Below are 23,089 nucleotides of genomic sequence, written 5' to 3' on the forward strand. Positions count from 1 at the left end.
GGGGGTCTTGTCGCTCACCGCAGCAGCCCCTTCATCTCGTGCGTCGGCGTGGCCGTCAGCGCCTCGCGCTCGCGCTCGGTGATCTCGGCCTCGGCATTCGAGCCGATCTTCTGCCGCTGGACGATCTCGCGCAGCTTGAACATCCCGTCGATCAACATCTCCGGACGCGGCGGGCAGCCGGGCACGTACATGTCGACCGGCACCACGTGATCGACGCCCTGGACGATCGCGTAGTTGTTGAACATGCCGCCGGAGCTGGCGCACACGCCCATCGAGAGCACGAACTTCGGGTTCGGCATCTGGTCATAGATCTGACGCAGCACCGGCGCCATCTTCTGGCTGACCCGGCCGGCGACGATCATCAGGTCGGCCTGCCGCGGGGAGGCGCGGAACACCTCCTGGCCCCAGCGGCCGGAGTCGTAGCGCGGCGCACCGTAGGTCATCATCTCGATCGCGCAGCAGGCGAGCCCGAAGGTCGCCGGCCAGAACGAGGCCTGGCGCATCCAGCCGAACAGGCCCTCGACGGTCGTCAGCAGCACGCCGCTGGGGAGCTTCTCCTCAACACCCATCTCTCAGTTCCCTTCCCCAGCCCTCAGTCCCATTCGAGACCGCCGCGGCGGAGTTCGTAGAAGTAGGCGATCATCACCACGGCCACGAAGATCACGACCTGGACCAGGGCGAAGGTGCCGAGCTGGTTGCTGCTCACCGCCCACGGATACAAGAAGACGATCTCGATGTCGAAGATGATGAACATCATCGCCGTGACGTAGTACTTGACGGGGAACCGGCCGCCGCCCACCGGCTGCGGGGTCGGCTCGATGCCGCACTCGTAGGAGTCGTACTTGGCGCGGTTCCAGCGCTGCGGCCCGACGAGCATGCTGGTGATCACCGAGACCGCGACGAAGCCCGCAGCTATCACCAACAGCACCAGCAGTGGTGCGTACGGATCGTTCATGCCCGTCCTTCCCGGTTCGTCCCGCTCGTCATCGCCCCGGCGCTCATGCTGACGGGGCGATCTTGGAGAGGCCGTTGATGATCTTGTCCATCGCGTCGCCGTCGGAGGCGTCGGTCAGGTTGGCCAGCAGCTTCAGCGTGAAGCGCATCAGGGTACGCCGCGGCAGACCGTAGCGGGTACACAGCCGCATCACCTGCGGATTGCCGATCAGCTTCACGAAGATGGTGCCGAGCCGGTAGTAGCCGCCGAGGCGGTCCGACAGGGCGGTCGGGTAGCCGCGCAGGGCGCGCTCGGCGCTCGGCGTACCCACCCCGCGGTAGTGGGCCTCGGCGATCGCGTCGGCGGCCAGCTCGGCCGACTCCATGGCGTACGCGATGCCCTCGCCGTTGAACGGATTGACCATGCCGCCCGCATCGCCGATCAACAACAGCCCGCGGGTGTAGTGCGGCGTGCGGTTGAAACCCATCGGCAGGGCGGCGCCGCGGACCGGGATGGTCCGGTTCTGTTCGCGGAAGCCCCACTCGGCGGGGGTGTTGTCCAGCCAGCGCTGGAGCAGGTCCTTGTAGTCGGTCTTGCCGAAGGCCGAGGAGGTGTTCAGGATGCCGAGGCCGACATTGCAGGTGCCGTCGCCCATCCCGAAGATCCAGCCGTAGCCCGGGAGCAGATCGGACTGACCCGGCTTGCCGTCCCACAGCTCCAGCCACGACTCGAGGTAGTCGTCGTTGGTCCGCGGGCTCGTGTAGTAGGTCCGCACGGCCACGCCCATCGGCCGGTTGTCCTTCTTCTGCAGGCCCATCGCGACGCTAAGCCGGGTCGAGTTGCCGTCGGCGGCGACCACCAGCGGAGCGAGGAAGGTACGCCCGTCTCGCGTCCGGACGCCCCGGATCCGGCCCGTGCGCTCGTCGAGGACCGGCTCGGTGACGTTGCAGTTCTCCAGCATCTTCGCCCCCGCGGCCACCGCATGCTTGGCCAGCAGGTCGTCGAAGTCGGCGCGCGGGCGGACCAGGCCGTAAGGCGGGAAGTCCGTCAGGTCGGGCCAGTTCAGCTCGAACGGCCGGTCGCCGCCGTAGATCCGCAGGCCCTTGTTGTGCAGCCAACCCGCCTGCTCGGAGGTGTCGATCCCGAGGCGGATGAGCTGCCGGGTGGCGCGCGGGGTGAGGCCGTCGCCGCAGACCTTCTCGCGCGGGAAGGCAGACTTCTCCAACAGCAGCACGTCGAGACCGCGGCGGGCCAGGTAGGCGGCGGCCGTCGAGCCTGCCGGCCCGGCCCCGACGACGATGACGTCGGCCTCCGCCTCCGCGGCGAGACCCTGGGTCATTGCAACTCCTGCTCGTGAGAACTGCTCGTGAAAGAGTTCACTAACTCGTCAGCAGTCTAGGCCCTCCGTACGCCGCCGCGCATCCGGCACGACGCCGGCGTACCCGGCCTTGACTAGGGAAAATGCCGCCGATTTTCGCAACGCTCGTGTTGATGAAATTGACCGGGGCACGCGCGCGGCGGTCAGCCGTCCCGGCGCAGCCGATCTTCCAGGATCGCGGCCTGCACGCGCAGCGCGCCCAGCAACTCGTGATCCTCCACCGCCGTGGCCTGCAACTCCCACCGGGCGCCGTCGCCGTCGCGCACCTTGACCAGCGCGGCCACGCCGACCGCGCCGTCGGGAAGATCGAGATAGGCGACGCGACCCGACACCGCCGGGTAGCCCTCGGGCGCGGTCGCGGCTCGGGGTGTCCTGGCCCGCGCGGGGTCCCCGGCCGCCTCGACGTCACTGCCCCAGCCGGCCGAGCGGGCGGCCGTCAACGGTTCAGGTTCCATGGTGCTTCGACTTCTCTCGCGGTTCGACACGTTCGCCCCGAAGCGTAACCGGGCCGACGGGAAGCGCAACCCCGGCGGCGGCGGCATCCGGCGGACGAAGCCGTTCATGATCAAATCTCATCCGGCCTCCGACCACCCTTGCAATCATCCAACCAATGCTGCTTGGATGCTGGGAAAGCGCTCGATGAGGAGTAGCCCCATGCCGATCCCCCCACGCCACGACGTCGCTCGCCCGCGCCGCCGAATCGGCCTTCGCCTGGCCGGCGCCATCCTCGCGACGGCCATCCCGATCGCTCTCGTCGGCTTCCCGGGCAGCGCCGAGAGCGCCCCCAGAGGTCGGACCTGGACGGTCGACCAGGTCCGGGGAACCGAGCAGCAGAACCGCACCGGCCTGCCGGGCAACGGCAGCCGGGGCCGACCGTTCGCCACCATCGCCGATTGCGCGGCACAGGCCCGCCCGGGCGATGCCTGCGAGATCGGCGACGGCACCTACCGCGAGACGGTGCGGCCCGCGCGCTCGGGATCGCCCGGCTCCCCGATCACCTTCCGGAAGGCTCCCCGGGCGAAGAAGGTGGTGATCAGCGGCGCCGATCCCGTCACGGGTTGGGAACGCGATGCCGAGAACCCGCGGCTGTGGTCGGCGCCCGCCGACCTCGCGCCCGGCTACGACGCCACCGTCGATCCCGACAACACCACCCTGGCGGCCAACCAGATCTTCGCCGACGGCACCGCACTGCCCGAGGCCCAGTTCCCCAACACCGGCCTGGACCCCATGGAACCGACCTTCGCCAAGGTCTCCGCGGTGACCACCGGCGGCGCCGAGGGCACCTTCACCGCCCGCTCGTTGCCGAGCGGCCTCGGTGATCTGACGGGCGCCTCGATCACCTTCTTCGGCGGCTGGACGGCCCTGTCCGGCGAGGTCACCGCCAACGACGGTCAGGCGATCTCCTATGCGCTGCCGCCGGCGGACCCACCCCTCTACCCCCAGGCCGGCGGCGACTACAGCAATGTCAACTTCCGGTTGATCGGCAAGCGCGCCTTCCTCGACGCCGAGCACGAGTGGTTCTACGACGCGGCGGCAAAACGCCTGTCGATGATCACCGACGGCACCGCCCCGGCCCGGATCGAGGCCAAGCAGCGCAACTATGCGGTCGACCTCGCCGGGCGTACCGACATCGAACTGGCCGGATTGTCGATCAACGCGGCCACGGTACGCACCGACGACGACTCGGCCCGAATCAAGATCACAGGCCTCGATGCGCGCTATGTCTCGCATTTCATGACCGCGCAGTACGACGACTCACTGCCCTACCACGGCGCCTACGACGCGGCGCACAAGATGGACACCGGGATCATCCTGCGCGGCCGCGACAACACGCTGGCCGACTCGCGCATCGCACTGTCGACGGGTTCCGGGGTGGCAGTGTCGGGCAGCGGGCACACCGTGACCAACAATCTGATCACCGACATCGCCTACGGCGGCTACTACACCGCGCCGGTCACCGTGCAGGGTGGGTCGTCGAATCTCACGATCACCCGCAACACCATGTACGGCGCCGGTCGCGACGGCATCAACGTGAACAGCAACGTGCCCGAACTGCAGTCGCTCACCGACAGCGAGATCGCCTACAACGACATCTCCGCCTACGCCGTCACCCAGTCCGACCTGGGCGGCCTCTACGTCTGCTGCACGGTCGACATGACCGACACCCGGGTGAGCTACAACCGGATCCACGACCCCGCGACGGCCGGCGTCGGCATCTACATCGACAACTACAGCTTCAATCCGCTGATCGATCACAACGTGGTGGACTCCGGCCCCAGCCCGGCCCTGATGCTGAACGGCGGCAAGAACTACCGGATCTTCAACAACACGGTCGTCGACGCCGGCGACATGTGGTTCACCTACCGGATCACCGATCTGACCGGGACCGTCGCGCGCAACAACGTGCTGACGTCGAAGATCGACGCCGCCCAGCCCAACGGCACCTTCGACCACAACCTGACCGGTGCGCCGAGCCAGACGTGGGTCGACGCGGACGGCGATGACTTCCGGCTCGCGCCGAACTCACCCGCGCGCGGCGCCGGTGTCGCCATTCCCGGCATCACCCGCCCGGACAGCGGGCCGGCCGATCTCGGCGCCTACGAAGGCGACGACGCCTGGACCGCCGGCTGCGACCGCGCCCGTCCCGGGTGCGACAGCGCCGATGCGCCCGACTACACCGGTGCGGTGATCACCCCCGACCCCGAGTGAGGAAACCGTGAGCGACAACGAACCCCTCCGTCGGGGGCGTCCCCGATTCGCACGCCTGCTGGCCGTCACCGCCGCCACCACCCTGGTCGCGACGCTCGCCCCCGGCGCCGCCCGCGCGGCCGGGAGCGATGCCGCCAATGTCGGCTTCGGCGGCTCGCTGGTCGGCACGCAGGCCTACACCACCGCCGGTGATGAGGTGCTGCGCGGCACCCTGCGCCGGATGGACGGCGGCGAGGAACAACTCGCCGGCGTCGGCGTGCGACTGGCCGGCGGCAGCCAGGGCATCCGCGTCGAGCCCTCGGAACTGTCACTCGGCGCGGACACCGCGACCACCGGTTTCCTCGCCGAGATGCGCTTCACGCCCGCGGGCGGCGCCGGGGAGCTGGCCACGCTGTTCTCCGCCGGCGGCGGCCTGCAGGTTCGCGCCCAGGGCGGCAGCCTCAGCTACGGCTTCGACTATCGCGATGGCGCGAGCTGGACCCGGGCCTCGCGCAGCGTGCCGCTGCCCACCGCGGGCACCGAGCACAACCTGGCGCTGGACTACCGGCCGACGGGCGGCGGTGGCGCCGCGCTCCGGGTCTGGCTGGACGGGACCGAGCTGCCGACCGCCCAGGGGGCGCCCTTCGCCGTGGCCGACCCGTCGGCCTTCGGCTTCGGCAACGATGTCCACCCCTCGGCCGGCAATCGCGGCTTCCCGGGCGACCTGCGCCGGATCCGGCTGGCGCCGGCGCCGGCATCGGCCGGCTACGACAACTTCGAGTTCCAGCCGTCCGGGCCCACCGAGCCCGAACCCGAACCCGAGTGCACGCCGCTGAACGCCGAGCCGTCGGTCGCGATCTCGGTGAGCCCTGCCGACTGCACCGAGAACATCGTTCGGAAGGCCTCGCTGATCAGGCCGACGCCGCAGCAGTACGCGTGGCAGCGCGACGAGCTGAGCGCCTTCATCCACTTCGGGATCAACACGTTCTACGACCAGGAGTGGGGCCACGGCACCGAGGACCCGGCCCGGTTCGACCCGACCGACCTCGACACCGACCAGTGGGCCCGAGAGCTCGCCGACGCCGGCTTCCAGCGGGTCATCCTCACCGTGAAGCACCACGACGGCTTCCTGCTCTACCCCTCGCGCTATTCCGATCACTCCGTGGCCGCGAGCCCGTGGCGCGACGGCCGGGGCGACCTGGTCCGCGAGTTCGTCGACTCGGCACGCAAGTACGACCTCAAGATCGGCTTCTACCTCTCCCCCGCCGACTCCAACCAGGAGCTGAAGGGCGTCTTCGGCAACGGTTCGCCGCGCTCGGAGCGGGTGATCCCGACCCCAGTGCCCGGCGACGACCGCACCGGCGGCCCGACGTTCACCTACCAGGCAACCGATTACGGCGCCTACTTCCTGAACACGCTGTATGAGGTGCTGACCCAGTACGGCGAGGTCAGCGAGGTGTGGTTCGACGGCGCGCAGGGCAACACGGGCGCGACGGAGACCTACGACTACGAGGCGTTCTACGACCTGATCGGCGAGCTGCAACCCGATGCGGTGATCGCCGTCGGCGGCAACGACGTGCGTTGGGTGGGCAACGAGGCCGGCATCGCGCGCGAGAACGAGTGGGGCCCGGTTCCGGTCCGGGTCAAAGCGTCGAGCCGCGTCGACTATGCCGACACCTACGACAACCCGGCCACCGGCAGCCGGGAGAACCTGATCGAGACCGTACGGGCGGACCAGGCCGACGAGATCCGCTGGTGGCCGGCCGAAGCCGACTTCAAGCTGACCCAGGGCTGGTTCGCCCACCCGAACGACCGGCCGAAGTCCACGACCGAGCTGATGGACATCTACGAGAAGTCGGTCGGGCGCAATTCGGTCTTCCTGATGAATGTCCCGCCGACCACCACCGGCCGGTTCTCCGAGGCATCGGTTGCCGCGCTGCGGGCCTTCCGCACCGAGCTGGACCGGGTCTATGGCACCGATCTGGCCGCCGGGCGTCCCGTGATCACCCGCGACACCGCCGAGCGCGCGCGGGCCGGCCGGGCCGTCGGCGAGCGGACCGCGATCACCGACGGGGATCCCCTGACCGCCTGGAGTTCCGGGCAGGTCGGCGCCGGATCGGTGGAGATCGATCTCGGCGGCGCGCGCCGGGTCTCGCGCTTCCGGTTGGCCGAGGAGGTGTCCGAGCACGGCCAGCAGGTCGAGTCGTTCACCGTCGAGGCGCGCGTCGACGGCCAGTGGCGCACGGTGGCCGAGCGCGGTTCGATCGGGATGAGCCGGATCATCCGGCTCGACACCCCGGTCAACGCCGACAAGGTCCGGGTCAGCGTGACGGGCTCGCGGGCACCGGCGTACCTGGCGCAGGTGAGCGTCTACGGATGAGCCGACCCTACGCCGGGCGCGGTCGTGCTCCGGCGTACCGCGCTCGGGTTGCGCCCCGTCCAGCGCCGCACCAACCGGGTCAGCGCGGCCGGTTCGCTCAGCCCGACCAGGTCGGCGATCTGGCGAAACTGCAGGTCGGTACGCCGGATCAGGTCGAGCGCATTGTCCCGGCGTACCTCGTCGACCAGGTCGGCGAACCGCAGCCCCTCCCGGGCGAGCCGGCGCTGCAGGGTACGCGGATGCATCCCCAAGGTGGCGGCGACGGCCTCCAGCCGGATCAGTGAGCTGCCCAGCGCCCCCTCGATGACCAGCCGAACCTGGTCACCGACGCGCGGCTCGGCGGGCCCGAAGGTGGCCTCCAGGTGGGCCAGCGCCAGATGGCGCAGCCGGGAGTCGCCGCCGGTCGGCGCCGATGCGCCGAGCCCGTTCGGCACCCACAGCACCGACGCCGGCCGATTGAACGACACCTCGGCGCCGAAGAAGTCCCGGTAGCGCTGCCGGGACGACTGCGGCGGGTGCGGCAGGTGCACCGAGACCAGGCCGTAGGGGCCGCCGGCCAGCGCGAGCACGATCCGGTGGAACACCCCGACGCCGAACTCGCAGCCCTGTGGGCCCGCCCGCTCGCTCTCGTAGCGCAGACCCGCGACGGCGGATCCCTCGTCGTGGTCGGCGACCAGGAAGACCCGGATCGCCGGTGAATGGATGAACAGGTAGCGCGAGGCCAGCTCGAGCGCCTCGTCCAGGGTCGAGGAGTTCTCCAGCACCAGCGCCAGCGGCCCGAGCATCTCCGGTCCGTGCCGCTCGGCGAGCGTCAGACCGAAATCGGAGCGACCGGTGGCCTCGGCCCCGGCCTCGATCAGTGCCGCCGCATCGTCGGCCCGGATCAGTTCCGAGCCGTGGGTCGGCGGTCCGGCGACCTCGAGCAACTCCGGCGGTACGCCGTGGCGGCGCGCGAGAGCAGCGCCGTCGGCGCCCAACTCATCGACCAGCGCAGGCAGCCCGCGCAGCGCTGCCGCGCGGATCATGGTGGCCATCGTCGCCCCCGCATGAATGACGACGATAGTTCTGATCGCCGCACACCGATACGCCGCGGCCGGCCCGCGGGCCGAGGTTGTCGCCGACGGTCAAAGCAATGTCGCGAAAGGTCAAACGTGACCGGCCGCCTCGGTGCAGACTGGAACACGTCCCGCATCGGTGTTGCCCGGCCCGATGAGCCCCACGTTGTCCCCCGAGGCGTCGGGGCCCCGCGGCCGCTGCACCGGTGCGGGACGCCTGACTCAGCGCCGCTCGGCATCCATCCGGCGCCGCTGTTCGGCCTGCTGGCGCTGCAACTCCTCCATGTTCACCCCGCCCCCGAACAGGACGATCGCGGTGATCACCGCGATCAGTAGCGAGATCACCATCGGCAGCCCGAAGACCAGCGGAATGGTGATCAGGAACGCCACCTCGAAGCCTCGGACCAGGTTGCCGATCATGCCGGTCGGCAGCGAGCCGATCGGGCTCGCCACCGCAGGGGCCTGATAGTTGGCGGGCTTCGCGGTGATCCAGCGGACGGCCGCCAACAGGCCCGCCGCGGCGGTGATCACGGCCACCTCGACCGCCTCCAGCAACGGGCGCCCGCCCGCGCCGAGGCCGACATAGGCGGGAACGGTGGCCACGGCGTACACGATCGCGACCACCGCGGGCACGAGCACCTGCGCGACCCGGATCCGGGAGCCGGCGAAGGGCAGCGCCCGGGCGATCCCGGGACTGCGGGAGAGGACCCGCAGGCCGCCGAGCATCGGCACCAGCGCCCAGAACAGGGCGATCGCGGTGAGGGGCGAGGCGACGGTGCCCAGGCCGAGCGCGGCGGCCGCATAGGGCACGACGACGGCCACCACGGGACCGATCAGCACCTGCGGCCGGCGCAGCAGCCGCTGCAGATCGCGCCAGACCAGGGCGGACGGGCCTTGGCCGCGGCCGCGGGTCGGCCGGACGTGGCCGCGTTCCTTCGCCCGCTGCTCGGTCAGGATGTCATGGGCGAGGCCGAAGTCGAGCGCGAACAACGAGCCCGACAGGCCCTTCACCAAGGCACCGCCGCTGGTCAACCGGACCCGGCGGATCGCCGTCAGCCGGGCCCGCGCCAGCACCGCGGAGATGATCAACACCAGCAAGGAGGCGGCCGCGATCACGAACGCGAGTTGCACCTCCACGGCGGGTGCGATCGCCAGGCGTACCCAGTCGGCGGCGATCGCCACCACCAAAAGGATCGCCGCGAGTGCGGACAGCCCGAACGCCACCTCGGCGAGCCGGACGAAGATGGTCCGCTCGGCCCCCTGCTCGGCCGCGGCGAAGGCGGTCAGCGCGGCGGCGGCGAGCCCGCTCGCCAGGGCCCAGGCGATCACGCCCGCGGGTTGGGTGCCGGTGAGCAGGGTGATCAGCGCGCCCGCCGCTGCCCCGATGCCGGTCGCCGCCGCGAGCACTCCCGCCAACCGGCCGGTGAGCAGCCGGCCGCGATCGACCGGCGCGTCCATCAACCAGAAACCTTCGGCGGTCGAGGCGACCACCGGCCCGAAGAGCCGCGCGACCGCGATCGCGATCGCCACCACGCCCGCCCAGGTGGCCACCGGCAACAGGGTGCGCGCGGCCAGGCAGGAGCCCTCGGCGCATTGGCTCGCCGTCACCTGGGCGGTCAGCAGCACGTTGATCAACATGGCGCCGATCACCACGACCGCGAAGATCAATACGTAGGCATCGGACAGCGCCTCGGACAGCTTCTTGGTGGCGCGTCCCTGGCGCCATTCGCGGATCTGGTCGCGCAGCTCGCGTTCCAGGCCGCGCCCGGGCGGCGAGGTGGTGATCTTCATGCTCATCCGCGCGGCCCGCCGAGCTCGACGGTGCGGGTGGCGACGTGCTCGCTGAGCACCGGGTCGTGGGTGGCCATCACGATCGCCACTCCGGCCTCCCGGTCGGCCTTCAGGCGTTCGGCCAGCCAGGCCACGCCCTCGACGTCGAGGCGCTGCTCCGGCTCGTCCAGGACCAGCAGCCGGGCCGGCCGGACGAAGGCCGTGGCCAGGGCCAGACGCCGGCGCTGGCCCGAGGAGAGCGTGCCGGGCAACTGACCCGACTGGCCGACGAGCTGCACCTCGTGCAGCACGGCGTCGACCAACTCGTCGGCATCGTCGACGCCGTGGGCGCGGGCCAACAGGTCGAGGTGCTCGACGACGCTGAGGTCGGGAAAGAAGTCCAGGTCGTCGATCACCACGGCAAGATCACGCCGGATCCGTGGGTCGGTCTCGCTGACCCGCGTCCCGTCCAGTTCGACGCTGCCCTCGTCGGCGCTGTCGGCGCCGACCAGGCAGCGCAGCACCGTCGACTTGCCCGCGCCGTTGCGGCCCGTCAGTGCGACGGCCTCGCCGGGTCGCACGGCGAGATTGAAGTTGTCCACGATGGTGACGGGTCCGTACCTGCGGGTGAGCTTCTTCACCTCGAGCACGGGGCGCGAGTCGCGTTTGGCCATGAGGGCGATTGTGCCGCGTCCGGGCCGATTCACCGACTCGGGCGGCGGCGCCGTCGTCCATCGCTGGCTGTCGGGTCGTTCTGCGAAGATGGGGCGGTGATGCAGACCGGTTATCGCGCCTCCCTGACCAAGCGCCGCGGCGAGGTCGCGGCCATGTTCGACCGCGTCGCCGACCGCTATGACCTGACCAACGATGTGTTGTCGCTCGGGCTGGCGCCCACCTGGCGGGCGGCGACCGTGCGCGCCGTCGACCCGCGGCCGGGCATGCGGATCCTCGATCTGGCCGCGGGCACGGGCACCTCGACGCGCCCGCTCGCCGACGCCGGGGCGGTGGGCGTACCGGCAGACCTGTCGCTCGGCATGTTGCGGGCCGGGAAGGGCCGCCAGCCCGATCTGCCGTTCGTGGCCGCCGACGCGCTGGCCCTGCCCTTCGCCGACGACGCCTTCGATGCCGTCACGATGTCGTTCGGGCTGCGCAATGTCGAGGACACCTCGGCGGCGCTGCGCGAGCTGCGGCGCGTGACCCGCCCGGGCGGGCGGCTGGTGGTCTGTGAGTTCTCGACGCCGACCTGGGGGCCGTTCCGAGAGGCCTACACCGGCTATCTGCTCGCCGCCCTGCCAGCCATCGCCCGGGCCACCTCCTCCAATCCCGACGCCTACGTCTACCTGGCCGAGTCGATCCGGGCCTGGCCGGACCAGCGCGGGCTCGCCGACCTGATCGCGGGGGCGGGGTGGGGCGAGGTCGCCTGGAACAACCTCTCGGGCGGCATCGTCGCCCTGCACCGCGCCACGGCGAGATGAGCGCTGGGTTCCTGCTCGACTCCTACGCCGCGCGCTCCTGCGCGGTGAAGACCCACAATCGTTTCGACGCCACCGTGCCGCCGCAGCCGGCCAGCGACGAGTCGCTGCCCGAGGTGTTCGCCGGCGGCGCCGAGCATGCGCGCCAGATGCTCGATGCGTTGGCCGACGCGGTGCCGGCGACCATCGACCTGCGCGGGATCGACTCGCCCACCGAGCGCACCGCCCGCACGGCCGACGCGATCGCGCTGGGGCTTTCGTTGATCATCGCCGGCAGCCCGCCGGTCGATGGCCTCGGCCGCCGCACGGGCCGGCCGGCGGCGCTGCTGCGCGGCCCGAACCGGGCCGACGGCACGGCGGGCTACTTCCCGGTGCTGACCCGGTTCGGCAAACTCACCGAGCGCCGCCGTCAGTCCCGGCCCAGCGAGGCCGCCGAGGGCGCGGTGATCAGGATCGCCGCGCTCACCCGACCGGAGTTCTCGGCCAGCCGCGGCGATCCGGAACGATCATGGCGAACCCGCAACGAGGGCCTGCTGCTGCAGGCCGCCCACCACTGGCGGATGCTGCAGGCCGCCGGCTGGGCGGCCGGCGGGCCGCCCCGGGCGGCGCTGATCGGCACCGATCGCCGCGTCACCTGGATCGACCTGGGCCAGGCCTTCCTGCGCACCTATTCGGCGTCCAGCCCGACGGGTTGGCGGCTGCGCTCGCCGCTGGAGCGCTATGACCACGAGTTCCGGTTCCGGGTCAAGGTGGCCAAGGTCGCGCTGCGGCGTACCGGCGGCCCGCAGGACCCGGCACCACTGGTTCGGCCGATCCGGATCCGCGAATGCGATCACTGCGTCTGGTGGGAGAACTGCCGCGGGCAGCTCGACGATGATGATCTTTCGCTACGGATCGACAAGAGCCCGCTGGACATCCGCGAGATCTCGGCGCTGCGCGGCCTCGGCGTCGAGACCGTGCATGACCTGGTCGGGGCAGATCTGGACCGGCTCAAGATCGACTACCTGCCGCTGGTGCGGCACCGTCCGGGTGCCGAACGGCGGCTCGAACTGGCCGCCCGGCGGGCCGACCTGCTCGCCCGCGACGTCGCCCTCGAGCGGCTGACCAGCGGCCCGATCGAGGTGCCCGCGGCCGACGTCGAGATCGACCTCGACATCGAGACGTCGCGCTCCGAACGCGTGTACCTGTGGGGTTTCCGGGTGCACGACGTCGCCGCGGGCAGCCCGCCGGAGTTCGTCGAGTTCTCCGCCTGGTGGGAGCTGGACGCGCGCGGCGAGCGAGCGCTGGCGGTGCGGGCGATCCGCTGGCTGCGGCAACTGGTGGCGTCCGGGCGTACCGTCCGGGTCTATCACTATTCCGACTACGAGGTGGTCCAGCTCCGCCGGCTCGCCGCCGCCGGCGATCCGGAGCTGGCCTGGGCGCTGGAGTTCGCGCGCGAGGGGTTCTGCGATCTGTACCGGGTGGTGGCCGATCACTACTTCGGCGCCCACGGACTCGGGTTGAAGACGGTCGCGACGCGCGGTGCCGGGTTCACCTGGCGCGACGAGGATCCGGGCGGGCTGAATTCGCTGACCTGGTTCGACGAGGCGGTGCATGCCGTCGATCCGGTCGAACGAGCCGCGGCCCGGGCCCGGGTGCTGGCCTACAACGAGGACGATGTGACCGCGACCTGGCAGTTGCGCCGCTGGCTGCGCGAGCAGCAATGATCATCGGGGCGCTACCGTGGTCGGCGTGAGGGACACTTATCCGCTGCGGCTGTTCGGCGCGCTCGGGCTGATCGCGCTGGGCGCGGCGCTGGCGACGATCCTCGGAAAGTGGCTGACCGGGCCGGCCGGCCAGGTCTTCTTGTTCGGCGGGATCGCGATCGCCGTCGCCGGGTGCCTGCTGTTGCTGGCGACCATGATCAGGCCGCGGCACCCGGACGGCCCGGCTCAGCCGGGCGACTCGCCGCGCCCGAGGGATCGCAGCCGCTGATCCAGCTCGCGCCGGCCGGTCCGATCGAGGGGGACCTCGATCATCTCGATGCCCCGCGGCGCGCGAGCGAGCTGCTTGCCCAGCACCGAAAGATCGTCGATTCGCTGGTAGGGCACGCGGTACGCCGCGGCGAGCGCGGCCAGGTCCGTCCCGTGCGGGGTGCCGAAGATCCGCTCGAAGGCGCCCGCGTGTTCGGGCGCGCCCTGCTCCAGGGTCGCGAAGATCGAACCGCCGTCGTCATTGGCGACGATGATCCGCAGGTCCGGGCGCGGTTCGTCCGGGCCGAGCAGGAGTCCGTTCACGTCGTGCAGGAAGGTCAGGTCGCCGACCAGGAGCTGGACGGGCCGGCCGGCGCCGAGGGCGATCCCGGCGGCAGTGGCGACGGTGCCGTCGATGCCGGCCAGCCCCCGGTTGGCAAACGTCACCGGCGCCTGTTCGCCGATCGGAGCAAGATCGACATCGCGCACCGGATTGGATGAGCCGAGCACCAGCACGTCGCCGCGTGCCGTCACCCCGGACAACGCCGACCAGACCGCGGCGCCGAGCGCCGGGCCGGTGATCGCGCCGGCGCGGTCCAGGGCGTCGACGAGCGCCGCGCCCAGCTCGGCATCGGCGGTGCGCCAGTCGACCAGCCAGCCGGGGTCGCCACGACCGTCGACGATCACCGCGTCGACGACCCGGTCGGCCGCCAGCCCCGGATCGATCCAGTCCGCCGTCGGGCTGACCATGATCAGCTCGACGTCCTCGCGGGCGAGCAGCCGAGACACCGGACGGGACAGCGTCGGATGGCCGAAGCCGATCACCCGCTCGATCCGGTCGGCGAAGCGGTCCAGCAGCAGCCGATAGGCGCCGATCGCGGACCCGCCGGCGCGCGCATTGGACGACGGCTCCGCGAGCAACGGCAGCCCCGCCGCCTCGGCCAGCGCACGGGCCGCTGCGCCGACCGCGGGATCGGCGTCGCCGGCCAGCACGACCGTGCGCGGTGCGGCGGGCAGCCGCACGGGATCCGGCGCGGGCGCGGGCTCGGCGCGGAAGGGCCGCGCGGGGGCGAGCTCGCGGTCGGCCGGGCCGGGCACCAGCGGCGGGCGGAGGGCGACATTGAGGTGCACCGGCCCGGGCCGGCGGTCGCGCAGCCCGGTCGCCGCGGCCAGCAGTCGGCGTACCGCGAACCGCCAGTGCCCCGGTTGATCATCGGCGTCGGCGAGCTGGGCGTCGTCGCGTACCGCCGGGGCGAATATGCCGCGCTGGTCGGTGGTCTGGTTGGCGCCGGAGCCGATCAGGTAGCCGGGCCGATCGGCGCTGATCACGATCAGCGGGCGACGGCCGTGGGCGGCCTCCAGCACGGCGGGATGCAGATTGGCGACGGCGGTACCAGAGGTGGTGATCACCGCCACCGGGCGGCCGCCGCCGATGGCCAGACCGAGCGCGGTGAAGCCGGCGTCCCGCTCATCGATCCGCACGTGCAGGGCGAGCTCCCCGCGCTCGGCGGCCTGCCAGGCGGCGAAGCCGAGCGGGGCATTGCGCGAGCCCGGGGCCACCACGACATCGGCCACGCCGCCCGCGACCAGTTCCGCGATCACGACGCGGGCGAGGTCCATCGCGGTCATCGGGCGTACTCGTATTCGGCCAGGGCGCGCGTCGCGGCCAACCGGTCGGCCCAGTGGGCGGCCGGGGCGCCGTCGGCCGCGGCGGCGAGCAGTTCGGGATCGGGGGCCGGCGGCGCGGCCGGCACGGCGATCTCGCCATCGACGGCGCGCAGCGGCTCGGCGACCAGATCGCCGTCGAGCAGGGGCCCGGTGTTCAGCCCGCAGGCATACGGCAGTTCGGGCAGCGCCGCGGCCAGTGCCAGCCCGGCGTCCAGGCCGATCGAGGTCTCCAGCGCGCTGGAGACCACCACCGGCAGCCCGAGCCGATCGGCCAGCGCCAGGCAGGCGCGGACCCCGCCGAGCGGCTGGACCTTCAGCACGGCGATGTCGGCGGCCCCCAGCGCCACCACCCGCTCGGGATCGCCGCTGCGCCGGATGGACTCATCGGCCGCGATGGGCACGTCGATCCCGCGGCGGGCCAGCGTCCGGCGCAACTCGGCCAGGTCCTCGGTGCTGGCGCACGGCTGCTCGGCGTACTCCAGGCCGAGGCGGGCGAGAGCTCCGAGCGCGGTGATCGCCTCGTCCACCGACCAGGCGCCGTTGGCGTCGACGCGCACGCGGCCGCCGGGGCCGAGCGCGTCGCGTACCGCCTCCACCCGGGCGAGGTCGTCGGCGAGGCGCTGGCCGGGCTCGGCCACCTTGACCTTCGCGGTGCCGCAGCCGGACCGCGCGGCGATCGCGTGCGCGCGCTCGGGATCGACGGCGGGCACGGTCGCATTGACGGGTACGCGGCGGCGGACCGGCTCGGGAAAGCCGAGCGTGCGCGCCTCGTCCGCGGCGCGCAGCCACGGCACCAGCTCCGCGCCCGTGTAGTCGGCGAACGGGCTCCACTCCGCCCAGCCCGCCGGCCCGGGCACGAGCATGCCGGTGCGCTCGGTGAGCCCGCGGAAGCGGGTACGCATCGGCAGCCGCCAGGCGATGGCGGCGCTCGCGGCGGGGCGTGCGGGCACCGAGCCAACCTAGCGCCCCTACAGTGTCCGGGTGCTGGAAGTGGTCGACGCCGCGGACGTGGCCGCATTCGCGGCGGCGCTTCGCCGCACCCTGGACGGCGGACCCGCGATGTTGCCGCTACCGGCCGACCCGGCCGAGTCCGCGCGGGCGGTGGCGGCGCTGCGACCCGACGAGCCCGAACTGCCCGGCACGCTCGTGGTCGCGACCTCGGGCTCCACCGGGGCGCCGAAGGGGGTGCGTCTGCCCGCCGCCGCCATCGCCGCGAGCGCGGCCGCGACGCAGGCCCGGCTGGGCGGCCCGGGCAGCTGGCATCTGGCGCTGCCCGCCCACTATGTCGCCGGCGCGATGGTGGTGGCGCGGGCGCTGCTGGCCGGGAGCGGGCCGGTGCCGTGGCCCGGTGATCTTGCCGGGCTGGCGGTGCGGCCGGGCCGCAACTACCTGTCGCTGGTGCCGACGCAGGCGCGGCGGGCGCTGGGCGACCCGGCGCTGTTGGCGCGGCTGGCGGAGTTCGACGCGGTGCTGCTCGGCGGCGCGGCGGCGGCGCCGGAGCTGCTGGCCGGGCTGCGCGAGGCCGGGGTTGCGGTGATCACCACCTACGGCATGTCGGAGACCTGCGGCGGCTGCGTCTACGACGGGGTGCCGCTGGACGGGGTGGACGTGCGGCTCGGCGAGGCGGGACGGATCGAGCTGGCCGGGCCGATGATCTTCGCCGGGTATCGGCTGCGGCCCGACCTGACCGACCAGGTGCTGGCCGGCGATCGCTTCCGGACCAGCGATCGCGGGGTCTTCGAGGATGGGCGGCTGCGGGTGCGGGGGCGGGTCGATGAGGTGATCATCTCCGGCGGGGTGAATGTCGATCTTGCCGAGGTGCAGCGGGCCGTGGAGGGGATCGGGGTGAGCGGCGTGGTCGTTGGCGTACCGGATCCGGAGTGGGGTACGCGGGTCGCGCTCGCCACCACCTCGCCGCTCGACCTGACCGAGCTGCGCGACCGGTTGTCGGGCATCCTGTCGGCCGCCGCCCTGCCCCGGGCGCTGGCGAGGGTGGCGGAGGTGCCGCTGCTGGCCAGCGGCAAGCCCGACCGGCAGAAGTTGATCAACGAATGGGACGAGATCGAGGAGGAGCGCCGGTGAGCGCGAGCACGGCACAGTGGCTGGAGGGCGCGCGGCTGCGTACCCTCCCGGCGGCGGTCTCGCCGGTCCTGGCGGGATCCGGCGTTGCGATCTTCCACCGCGCCTTCGCGCCGCTGCTTGCGGTGTTGTGCCTGATCGTCGCGCTGGCGCTGCAGGTCGGGGTGAACTTCGCCAACGACTATTCCGACGGCATCCGCGGCACCGATGCCGATCGCGTCGGGCCGCTGCGGCTGGTCGGCTCGGGCACGGTCGCGCCGGCGACGGTGAAGGCCGCGGCCTTCGGCTGCTTCGGCGCGGCCGCGATCGCGGGGCTGGCGATCACCGCGCTGACCGGGCAGTGGTGGCTGATCGGCGTCGGCATCGCGGCGATCCTCGCGGCCTGGTACTACACCGGCGGCAAGCGTCCGTACGGGTACGCCGGTCTCGGCGAGGTCTTCGTGTTGATCTTCTTCGGGTTGGTGGCGACCGCCGGCACCGCGCTGGTCCAGACGGGCTTCGGGTCGGGCGCCGCGTGGAGTCACGCGCTGCTCGCCTCGCTGGCGATCGGGCTGCTCGCCTGCGCGATCTTGATGGCGAACAACCTGCGCGACATCGCCGGGGATGCCGCCGTCGGCAAGAAGACCCTGGCCGTCCGACTCGGAGACCGGCGGTCCCGGGCCGGCTACCTGGTGCTGATCGTCGCCGCGGCCGCCGCATGCATCGCGCTCGCCGCGACGAGTACCTGGTGGGCGCTGCTGGCGCTGCTCTTCGTCCCGGTGGCCGCGCCCGCGGTGCGTACCGTGCTGGCCGGTGCCACCGGCCGGCCCCTGATCGGTGTGCTCAAGCTGACCGGCCTCGCCGAGCTGGCCTGCGCGGTGGGGATGCTGGTCGGGCTCGCGCTCGGGTAGGCCCCCCTCGGCCGATTGGGCCCGCGGATGCCGACCTGGGCCCGCGCCTGCCGATTGGGCCCCTGGATGCCGACTGGGCCCGCGGATGCACGGGCTCCCCCACTCCCGGCAGGCGGTCGATGCCCGGTGTGGCACGCGCGATCTGGTTGGCTGGTCACATGAGCACCACCAGCGACCCCGACACCGTCCTGGTCATCGAGAACGATCCCGACTCCGGGCCGGCGATGCTGCTCGACTGGATCGCCGAGGCGGGTCTGCGGCCGGTCGTGATCCAGGCCTGGGACGGCGACCCGCTGCCCGCCGACGCCTCCGGCCATCTGGCGCTGATCATCCTCGGCGGCGGCATGCTCCCCGACGACGACGCCGAGCGGCCGTGGCTCCCGGGGGAGCGCGCGCTGCTGCGCGCCACCGCCGGCCGGGCGCGGGAACCGGTGCTCGGCATCTGCCTCGGCGCGCAGATGATCACCCATACCTTCGGCGGCACGGTCGCGGCGAAGCACGGCCTCCCGGAGAAGGGGGTCGTCGATCTCGAACTGCTGCCCGCGGCCGCCGACGACCCGGTGTTCGGCGAGCTGCCGAGTCCCTTCCCCGCCATCGAGAGCCATCGCGACCAGATCACCGGCCTACCGCCCGGCGCCGTGCTGCTGGCCAGCAGCGAGCGCTGCGCCAACCAGGTGCTGCGGCTCGGCGATCGCGTCTGGGGCGTGCAGTTCCACCCGGAGGTTGCGGCCGCCCGCGTCCGGCAGTGGGACCCGGACAAGCTGCGCGAGTGGGGATTCGACCCGGACGCCGTGCTGGCCGAGGCCGAGCGTCGCGATGCCGAGTTGCGCGCCCTGTGGCGAAGGACGATCGGCCGGTTCCTCGACCTGGCGCGGGCTCAGAGCGCCGACAGGTCCGCCGGGGTGTCCACATCGACCGATGCGCCGGCCGGATCGGGCACCTCGACCGGCACCAGCCCGGCGTAGAGCGAGCGCATCGACCGCCCGCGCGCCGGTTCGGCCGCCAGCCGGTCGGCCAGCAGTGCCGCCGACCACGCCGCGCACAACCACTGCGCCCGACCGTCGCGCACCGTAACCGCGCAGTCGCCCCCGGCCCGGGCCAGGGCGGCCAGGTGGGCGGCGGTCAGCCGCGGCAGATCGGCGGCCAGCAGCAGCACCCGGGTGGCGGCGGCGACGGTGCAAAGACCGGTGGCGATCGCGGCGACCGGCCCCGCTCCCGGCGTACCGTCCGCGATCACCGGCACACCCGCGGGTACGCCGTCCGCACTCCCCACCACGACCGGCCGGTACGCCGCGGCGGCCGCCAGCACCCGGGCGACCATCGGCACCCCGTCCACCGCGATCGCCGGCTTGTGCCGCCCCATCCGCCGCGAGGCCCCACCGGTCAGCACCAGGGCGCGAACCTCCCCCGGCGCAGGGGCTCCGGCGGGCAGCATGGCCGCACCCTCCCCCGCCGCGCGCGCTCTGGCAAGTCCGCCGGCCCGGCGTAGGCTGGCCGGCATGGGCAGGCTGACCTCGCGACGCCGGATCACCACGATCGACCTTGCCGCCGACCCGGTCGAGAAGCACCGCGTGGACACGCTGATCGCCGAGGAGCCGATGGAGTTGCGGGTCGACGGGACCTCGCTGGCGGTGACCATGCGTACCCCCGGCCACGACATCGAGCTCGCCCACGGCTTCCTGCTCACCGAGGGCATCATCGGCGGCCGCACCGATGTGATCAACGCGCGCTACTGCGCCGGATCGGTCGAGGGCGAGAACACCTACAACATCATCGATGTCGCGGCGGCGCCCGGAATCGTCCTGCCCGAGGGCCGCAATTTCTACACCACCTCGTCCTGCGGGATCTGCGGCAAGGCCAGCATCGACGCGATCACCACCCAGTTGCGCCACGACCCCGGCGCCGACGCGTCCCGCTGGCCCGCCGAGTTGATCGCGCAACTCCCCGACCGGCTGCGGGAGCAGCAGGGGGCCTTCGACAAGACGGGCGGCCTGCACGCGGCCGGGCTGTTCGACGCCACCGGCGAGGCGCTGGTGGTACGCGAGGACGTCGGCCGACACAACGCCGTGGACAAGGTGATCGGCTGGGCGGTTCTGCAGGACCGGCTGCCGCTTTCCCGGACGGCCCTGGTCGTCTCCGGGCGCGCCTCGTTCGAGCTCGCCCAGAAAGCCGCGATGGCCGGAATCCCCTTGTTGGTGGCCGTTTCCGCGCCGTCCTCGCTGGCCGTCGAGTTCGCCGAGCGGGTCGGCATGACGCTCGCCGGGTTCGTCCGCGGCCGGCGGATGAACGTCTACACGCGCCCCGAGCGTGTGCAGGTCACCGCACCCGTATCTGCGTGATTGCACAGATCGGGGCGGCCGGTTTCATTGCCGCGCCCGCCCGCGGAGGTCCATACTCGCGGGGAGTCAACGAAGACGAGGAGTCGCTCCATGTCGCACGCCGCCCCGGCCGATCCGCCGGTGAACCCCGATCCGGGCAACGAGTCGCCGCGCACGATCCGCGAGCGGCTGCGCCCGGTGGTCGCCGCCTCGATGGCCGGCACCGTCGTCGAGTGGTACGAGTTCTTCCTCTACGCCACCGCCGCCAGCCTGGTCTTCGGCCCGCTGTTCTTCCCCAAGACGGGCAACCCGCTGGACGGCATCATCGCCGCCTTCGTCACCTATGCCGTGGGCTTCGTCGCCCGGCCGCTGGGCGGCATCGTCTTCGGGCACTTCGGTGACAAGTACGGCCGCAAGCACCTGCTTCAGGTGAGCATCATCCTGGTCGGCGTCTCGACCTTCGCCATGGGCCTGATCCCGCCGTTCTCCATGATCGGGTACGCCGCCCCCGTGATCTTGGTGCTGCTGCGCTTCGCCCAGGGCTTTGCCGTCGGCGGCGAATGGGGCGGCGCGGTGCTGCTGGTCGCCGAGCACTCGCCCAACAAGTCCCGCGGTTTCTGGTCCAGCTTCCCCCAGTCCGGCGTACCCGCCGGAAACCTGCTCGCCACGCTGGTGCTGCTGGTGTTGTCCAATGCCATGCCGGAGGCGGACTTCCTGGCCTGGGGCTGGCGGATCGCGTTCTTCCTGTCCGCGGTGATCGTGGTCGTCGGCTACTACATCCGCACCCGGGTCAGCGATGCGCCGATCTTCCAGCAGGCGCAGGCCGAGGGCGAGGCCAAGGCCCACCAGAGCTTCGGCCTCGGCGAGGTCCTGACCCGCTACCCGAAGGGCGTGCTCACCGCGATGATGTTGCGCGTCGCGGAGAACGTCTTCTACTACATCGTGGTCACCTTCTCGATCACCTACCTGAGCCAGACGGTCGGCATCAACACCACCGAGATCCTCGGCCTGTTGGCGATCGCCCACCTGATCCACTTCTTCACCGTGCCGATCTGGGGCTGGCTCGGCGACCGCGTCGGGCGCCGACCGGTCTATGCGATCGGCGTCGTGCTCGCGGCCGCCTGGGGGTTCTATGCCTTCCGGTTGTTCGACACGGGTCAGGCGTGGTCGATCCTGCTGGCGTTGGTGCTGGGCCTGATCGCACACGGGTTGATGTATGCCGGCCAGCCGGCGATCATGGCCGAGCAGTTCCCGACCCGGATGCGCTACTCGGGCGTGTCGATCGGCTACCAGGTCACGTCGATCTTCGCCGGCTCGCTGGCGCCGATCATCGCGGTCACCCTGCTCCGCACGTACAACAGCTCGCTGCCGATCGCGATCTACATCGTGATCTGCTGCGTGATCACCATGATCGGCGTACTGATCGCCCCGGAGACCAAGGGAATCTCGTTGACCAAGATCGACGACGACTACCGCGAACTCACCGAGCGGGAGGCTGCGCGTCGGGACTGACGGTCCGGGCGCCCTGGCGCCGGATCTGGTTCAGCATCAGGTGCACCGGGCGGCTGCGCAGTGCCTCCTCACGCAGCACCGCCCAGTAGGACAGCGGGTGCTCGAAGCCGGGCACCACGCGGCGCAACCGCGGATGCATCGCCGCCATGTAGTCCGGCAACAGGCCGATGCCCCCGGAGGCGAGCGTGGTCTCGACGTGCGCGAAGACCGAGGTCGAGGCCAGCGATCCCGCGGGGGCGGGCAGGCCCCGGGTGGCCATGTCCAGATCGTCGACCTGCAGCGCCGACTCGATGTAGTAGACGAGCGTGTGCCGGGCAAGATCGGCGACGGACTCGGGTACGCCGGCCCGCGCCAGGTACTCCTCGGTGGCGTAGAGGGCAAGCGCGTACTGGCCCAGGCGGACCGCGATCGCCTTGTGCACGGGCGGTTCGCCGACCACGATCTCGATGTCGACGCCGCTGCGATGGTGCCGCAGCCGCTGGGTGGCGGCGATCAGCTCGCAGTCGATCCCGGGGTGTTCGCGGTGCAGCGCCGCCGCCGCCGGCACCACGACGTGAATGCTGAATCCGTCCGGCGAGGCGACGCGCACGGTGCCGCGTACCTCCTCCGCACCGCCCGCGGCGACGGCCAGCGACTGCATCGCCCGCTCGATCTCCTCCGCGACCGGCAGCACCCGCCGGCCGAGATCGGACAACTCCCAGCCGCCCGGCGTCTGCACCAGGACGCGCCCCCCGACGGCTCGTTCGAGGACGGCGATCCGCCGCGACACCGTCGTATGGTTCACGCCGAGCACGTCGGCCGCCGCCGTGAACCGTCCCAGCCGGGCCACGGCGAGCAGGACGAGCAGATCGTCGGCATTCGGGTTGCTTCCGCCGGTCGGGGCCATGCCCGCGATTGTGCACAGACGCACGGCGCAGGTGCAAAGTTTCGGGCTCTGTGTGCATTGCCTCGCCGAGGTCGCGAGCCTAGCCTGACGGCATCTCGACGAGGAGG

At 72.0% G+C, this 23,089-nt stretch carries 21 protein-coding genes; 10 read left to right on the forward strand and 11 right to left on the reverse strand.

All coding sequences use genetic code 11. The annotated features are described in order from the left end of the window. Positions 1-14 precede the first annotated feature (14 nt). The 4 genes from GGQ54_RS05890 to GGQ54_RS05905 form a co-directional block, all read right to left on the reverse strand. Positions 15-569 (reverse strand): NuoB/complex I 20 kDa subunit family protein, encoded by a 555-nt coding sequence (locus GGQ54_RS05890; RefSeq protein ID WP_179444548.1) that lies wholly within the window; start codon positions 567-569, stop codon positions 15-17. A 23-nt stretch (positions 570-592) separates the two neighbouring features. Further along, positions 593-955, reverse strand: a complete 363-nt coding sequence (locus tag GGQ54_RS05895; protein WP_179444549.1) for an NADH-quinone oxidoreductase subunit A — start codon at positions 953-955, stop codon at positions 593-595. Between the two features lie 43 nt (positions 956-998). Beyond that, positions 999-2,273 (reverse strand): geranylgeranyl reductase family protein, encoded by a 1,275-nt coding sequence (locus GGQ54_RS05900; RefSeq protein WP_179444550.1) that lies wholly within the window; start codon positions 2,271-2,273, stop codon positions 999-1,001. A gap of 182 nt (positions 2,274-2,455) precedes the next feature. Then, positions 2,456-2,767, reverse strand: a complete 312-nt coding sequence (locus tag GGQ54_RS05905) for a hypothetical protein (RefSeq protein WP_179444551.1) — start codon at positions 2,765-2,767, stop codon at positions 2,456-2,458. A 199-nt stretch (positions 2,768-2,966) separates the two neighbouring features. Here GGQ54_RS05905 and GGQ54_RS05910 point away from each other — a divergent pair, with 199 nt between their 5' ends. Further along, positions 2,967-5,021, forward strand: a complete 2,055-nt coding sequence (locus GGQ54_RS05910; RefSeq protein WP_179444552.1) for a right-handed parallel beta-helix repeat-containing protein — start codon at positions 2,967-2,969, stop codon at positions 5,019-5,021. A gap of 7 nt (positions 5,022-5,028) precedes the next feature. Continuing rightward, positions 5,029-7,380 carry an alpha-L-fucosidase gene (locus GGQ54_RS05915; protein WP_218843723.1) on the forward strand — a complete coding sequence of 784 codons (2,352 nt, stop codon included), beginning with the start codon at positions 5,029-5,031 and terminating at the stop codon, positions 7,378-7,380. On the opposite strand, the gene GGQ54_RS05920 is transcribed toward GGQ54_RS05915, so the two are convergent. The 3 genes from GGQ54_RS05920 to GGQ54_RS05930 all read right to left on the reverse strand — a co-directional run bounded on the left by GGQ54_RS05920 (position 7,371) and on the right by GGQ54_RS05930 (position 10,879). Further along, on the reverse strand, positions 7,371-8,405 hold the full coding sequence (locus GGQ54_RS05920; RefSeq protein ID WP_179444553.1) for an AraC family transcriptional regulator: 1,035 nt from the start codon (positions 8,403-8,405) through the stop codon (positions 7,371-7,373). The two genes, GGQ54_RS05915 and GGQ54_RS05920, sit on opposite strands and share 10 nt — an antisense overlap. A gap of 252 nt (positions 8,406-8,657) precedes the next feature. Next, entirely contained in the window at positions 8,658-10,226 is a 1,569-nt protein-coding gene (locus GGQ54_RS05925; protein ID WP_179444554.1) for a DUF6297 family protein, read from the reverse strand. Positions 10,227-10,228: 2 nt separating this feature from the next. After that, on the reverse strand, positions 10,229-10,879 hold the full coding sequence (locus GGQ54_RS05930) for an ABC transporter ATP-binding protein (protein ID WP_179444555.1): 651 nt from the start codon (positions 10,877-10,879) through the stop codon (positions 10,229-10,231). A gap of 99 nt (positions 10,880-10,978) precedes the next feature. On the opposite strand from GGQ54_RS05930, the gene GGQ54_RS05935 reads away from it, so the two are divergent. The 3 genes from GGQ54_RS05935 to GGQ54_RS05945 are packed head-to-tail and all read left to right on the forward strand — an operon-like array spanning position 10,979 to position 13,651. Next, positions 10,979-11,680, forward strand: a complete 702-nt coding sequence (locus GGQ54_RS05935) for a demethylmenaquinone methyltransferase (protein WP_179444556.1) — start codon at positions 10,979-10,981, stop codon at positions 11,678-11,680. Next, positions 11,677-13,383, forward strand: a complete 1,707-nt coding sequence (locus GGQ54_RS05940) for a TM0106 family RecB-like putative nuclease (RefSeq protein WP_179444557.1) — start codon at positions 11,677-11,679, stop codon at positions 13,381-13,383. Before GGQ54_RS05935 ends, GGQ54_RS05940 begins: the two co-directional genes overlap by 4 nt. 25 nt (positions 13,384-13,408) lie before the next feature. Continuing rightward, positions 13,409-13,651, forward strand: coding sequence for a hypothetical protein (locus GGQ54_RS05945; protein ID WP_179444558.1), 243 nt, complete (start codon positions 13,409-13,411; stop codon positions 13,649-13,651). Here GGQ54_RS05945 and menD read toward each other — a convergent pair. Continuing rightward, positions 13,609-15,258: a 2-succinyl-5-enolpyruvyl-6-hydroxy-3-cyclohexene-1-carboxylic-acid synthase gene (menD, locus tag GGQ54_RS05950; protein ID WP_179444559.1), complete on the reverse strand. Its 1,650-nt coding sequence runs from the start codon at positions 15,256-15,258 to the stop codon at positions 13,609-13,611. The genes GGQ54_RS05945 and menD overlap by 43 nt on opposite strands. Continuing rightward, entirely contained in the window at positions 15,255-16,247 is a 993-nt protein-coding gene (locus GGQ54_RS05955; protein WP_343045864.1) for an o-succinylbenzoate synthase, read from the reverse strand. Before GGQ54_RS05955 ends, menD begins: the two co-directional genes overlap by 4 nt. 31 nt (positions 16,248-16,278) lie before the next feature. On the opposite strand from GGQ54_RS05955, the gene GGQ54_RS05960 reads away from it, so the two are divergent. The 3 genes from GGQ54_RS05960 to GGQ54_RS05970 all read left to right on the forward strand — a co-directional run bounded on the left by GGQ54_RS05960 (position 16,279) and on the right by GGQ54_RS05970 (position 19,231). Beyond that, entirely contained in the window at positions 16,279-17,379 is a 1,101-nt protein-coding gene (locus GGQ54_RS05960; protein ID WP_343045865.1) for an AMP-binding protein, read from the forward strand. Further along, a complete protein-coding gene (locus tag GGQ54_RS05965) occupies positions 17,349-18,266 on the forward strand; it encodes a 1,4-dihydroxy-2-naphthoate polyprenyltransferase (protein WP_179444560.1) in 918 nt (305 codons plus the stop codon). The genes GGQ54_RS05960 and GGQ54_RS05965 overlap by 31 nt, the downstream gene beginning before the upstream one ends. A gap of 158 nt (positions 18,267-18,424) precedes the next feature. Further along, positions 18,425-19,231: a type 1 glutamine amidotransferase gene (locus tag GGQ54_RS05970; RefSeq protein WP_179444561.1), complete on the forward strand. Its 807-nt coding sequence runs from the start codon at positions 18,425-18,427 to the stop codon at positions 19,229-19,231. Here the strand turns inward: GGQ54_RS05970 and mobA are convergent. Further along, positions 19,144-19,701, reverse strand: coding sequence for a molybdenum cofactor guanylyltransferase (mobA, locus tag GGQ54_RS05975; protein ID WP_179444562.1), 558 nt, complete (start codon positions 19,699-19,701; stop codon positions 19,144-19,146). The genes GGQ54_RS05970 and mobA overlap by 88 nt on opposite strands. A 64-nt stretch (positions 19,702-19,765) precedes the next feature. Between mobA and fdhD the strand changes: the two genes are divergently transcribed. Together fdhD and GGQ54_RS05985 are read left to right on the forward strand one after the other, a co-directional pair. Beyond that, complete coding sequence (gene fdhD, locus GGQ54_RS05980; RefSeq protein ID WP_179444563.1) at positions 19,766-20,605, forward strand: formate dehydrogenase accessory sulfurtransferase FdhD; 840 nt, start codon at positions 19,766-19,768, stop codon at positions 20,603-20,605. Positions 20,606-20,695: 90 nt separating this feature from the next. Continuing rightward, a complete protein-coding gene (locus GGQ54_RS05985; protein WP_218843724.1) occupies positions 20,696-22,096 on the forward strand; it encodes an MFS transporter in 1,401 nt (466 codons plus the stop codon). Here GGQ54_RS05985 and GGQ54_RS05990 read toward each other — a convergent pair. Then, positions 22,065-22,982, reverse strand: a complete 918-nt coding sequence (locus GGQ54_RS05990; protein ID WP_179444564.1) for a LysR family transcriptional regulator — start codon at positions 22,980-22,982, stop codon at positions 22,065-22,067. The two genes, GGQ54_RS05985 and GGQ54_RS05990, sit on opposite strands and share 32 nt — an antisense overlap. Positions 22,983-23,089 lie beyond the last annotated feature (107 nt).

Source organism: Naumannella cuiyingiana, from assembly GCF_013408305.1.
GTDB lineage: Bacteria > Actinomycetota > Actinomycetes > Propionibacteriales > Propionibacteriaceae > Naumannella > Naumannella cuiyingiana.

Excerpts from the sequence above, each read along its gene's own strand:
- GGQ54_RS05895 (WP_179444549.1), bottom strand. The coding sequence starts at position 955 with ATGAACGATCCGTACGCACCACTGCTGGTGCTGTTGGTGATAGCTGCG.
- GGQ54_RS05940 (WP_179444557.1), top strand. The coding sequence starts at position 11,677 with ATGAGCGCTGGGTTCCTGCTCGACTCCTACGCCGCGCGCTCCTGCGCG.
- menD (WP_179444559.1), bottom strand. The coding sequence starts at position 15,258 with ATGACCGCGATGGACCTCGCCCGCGTCGTGATCGCGGAACTGGTCGCG.
- GGQ54_RS05935 (WP_179444556.1), top strand. The coding sequence starts at position 10,979 with ATGCAGACCGGTTATCGCGCCTCCCTGACCAAGCGCCGCGGCGAGGTC.
- GGQ54_RS05900 (WP_179444550.1), bottom strand. The coding sequence starts at position 2,273 with ATGACCCAGGGTCTCGCCGCGGAGGCGGAGGCCGACGTCATCGTCGTC.
- GGQ54_RS05890 (WP_179444548.1), bottom strand. The coding sequence starts at position 569 with ATGGGTGTTGAGGAGAAGCTCCCCAGCGGCGTGCTGCTGACGACCGTC.
- fdhD (WP_179444563.1), top strand. The coding sequence starts at position 19,766 with ATGGGCAGGCTGACCTCGCGACGCCGGATCACCACGATCGACCTTGCC.
- GGQ54_RS05985 (WP_218843724.1), top strand. The coding sequence starts at position 20,696 with ATGTCGCACGCCGCCCCGGCCGATCCGCCGGTGAACCCCGATCCGGGC.
- GGQ54_RS05910 (WP_179444552.1), top strand. The coding sequence starts at position 2,967 with ATGCCGATCCCCCCACGCCACGACGTCGCTCGCCCGCGCCGCCGAATC.
- GGQ54_RS05905 (WP_179444551.1), bottom strand. The coding sequence starts at position 2,767 with ATGGAACCTGAACCGTTGACGGCCGCCCGCTCGGCCGGCTGGGGCAGT.
- GGQ54_RS05990 (WP_179444564.1), bottom strand. The coding sequence starts at position 22,982 with ATGGCCCCGACCGGCGGAAGCAACCCGAATGCCGACGATCTGCTCGTC.
- GGQ54_RS05920 (WP_179444553.1), bottom strand. The coding sequence starts at position 8,405 with ATGATCCGCGCGGCAGCGCTGCGCGGGCTGCCTGCGCTGGTCGATGAG.
- mobA (WP_179444562.1), bottom strand. The coding sequence starts at position 19,701 with ATGCTGCCCGCCGGAGCCCCTGCGCCGGGGGAGGTTCGCGCCCTGGTG.
- GGQ54_RS05965 (WP_179444560.1), top strand. The coding sequence starts at position 17,349 with ATGGGACGAGATCGAGGAGGAGCGCCGGTGAGCGCGAGCACGGCACAG.
- GGQ54_RS05925 (WP_179444554.1), bottom strand. The coding sequence starts at position 10,226 with ATGAAGATCACCACCTCGCCGCCCGGGCGCGGCCTGGAACGCGAGCTG.
- GGQ54_RS05930 (WP_179444555.1), bottom strand. The coding sequence starts at position 10,879 with ATGGCCAAACGCGACTCGCGCCCCGTGCTCGAGGTGAAGAAGCTCACC.
- GGQ54_RS05970 (WP_179444561.1), top strand. The coding sequence starts at position 18,425 with ATGAGCACCACCAGCGACCCCGACACCGTCCTGGTCATCGAGAACGAT.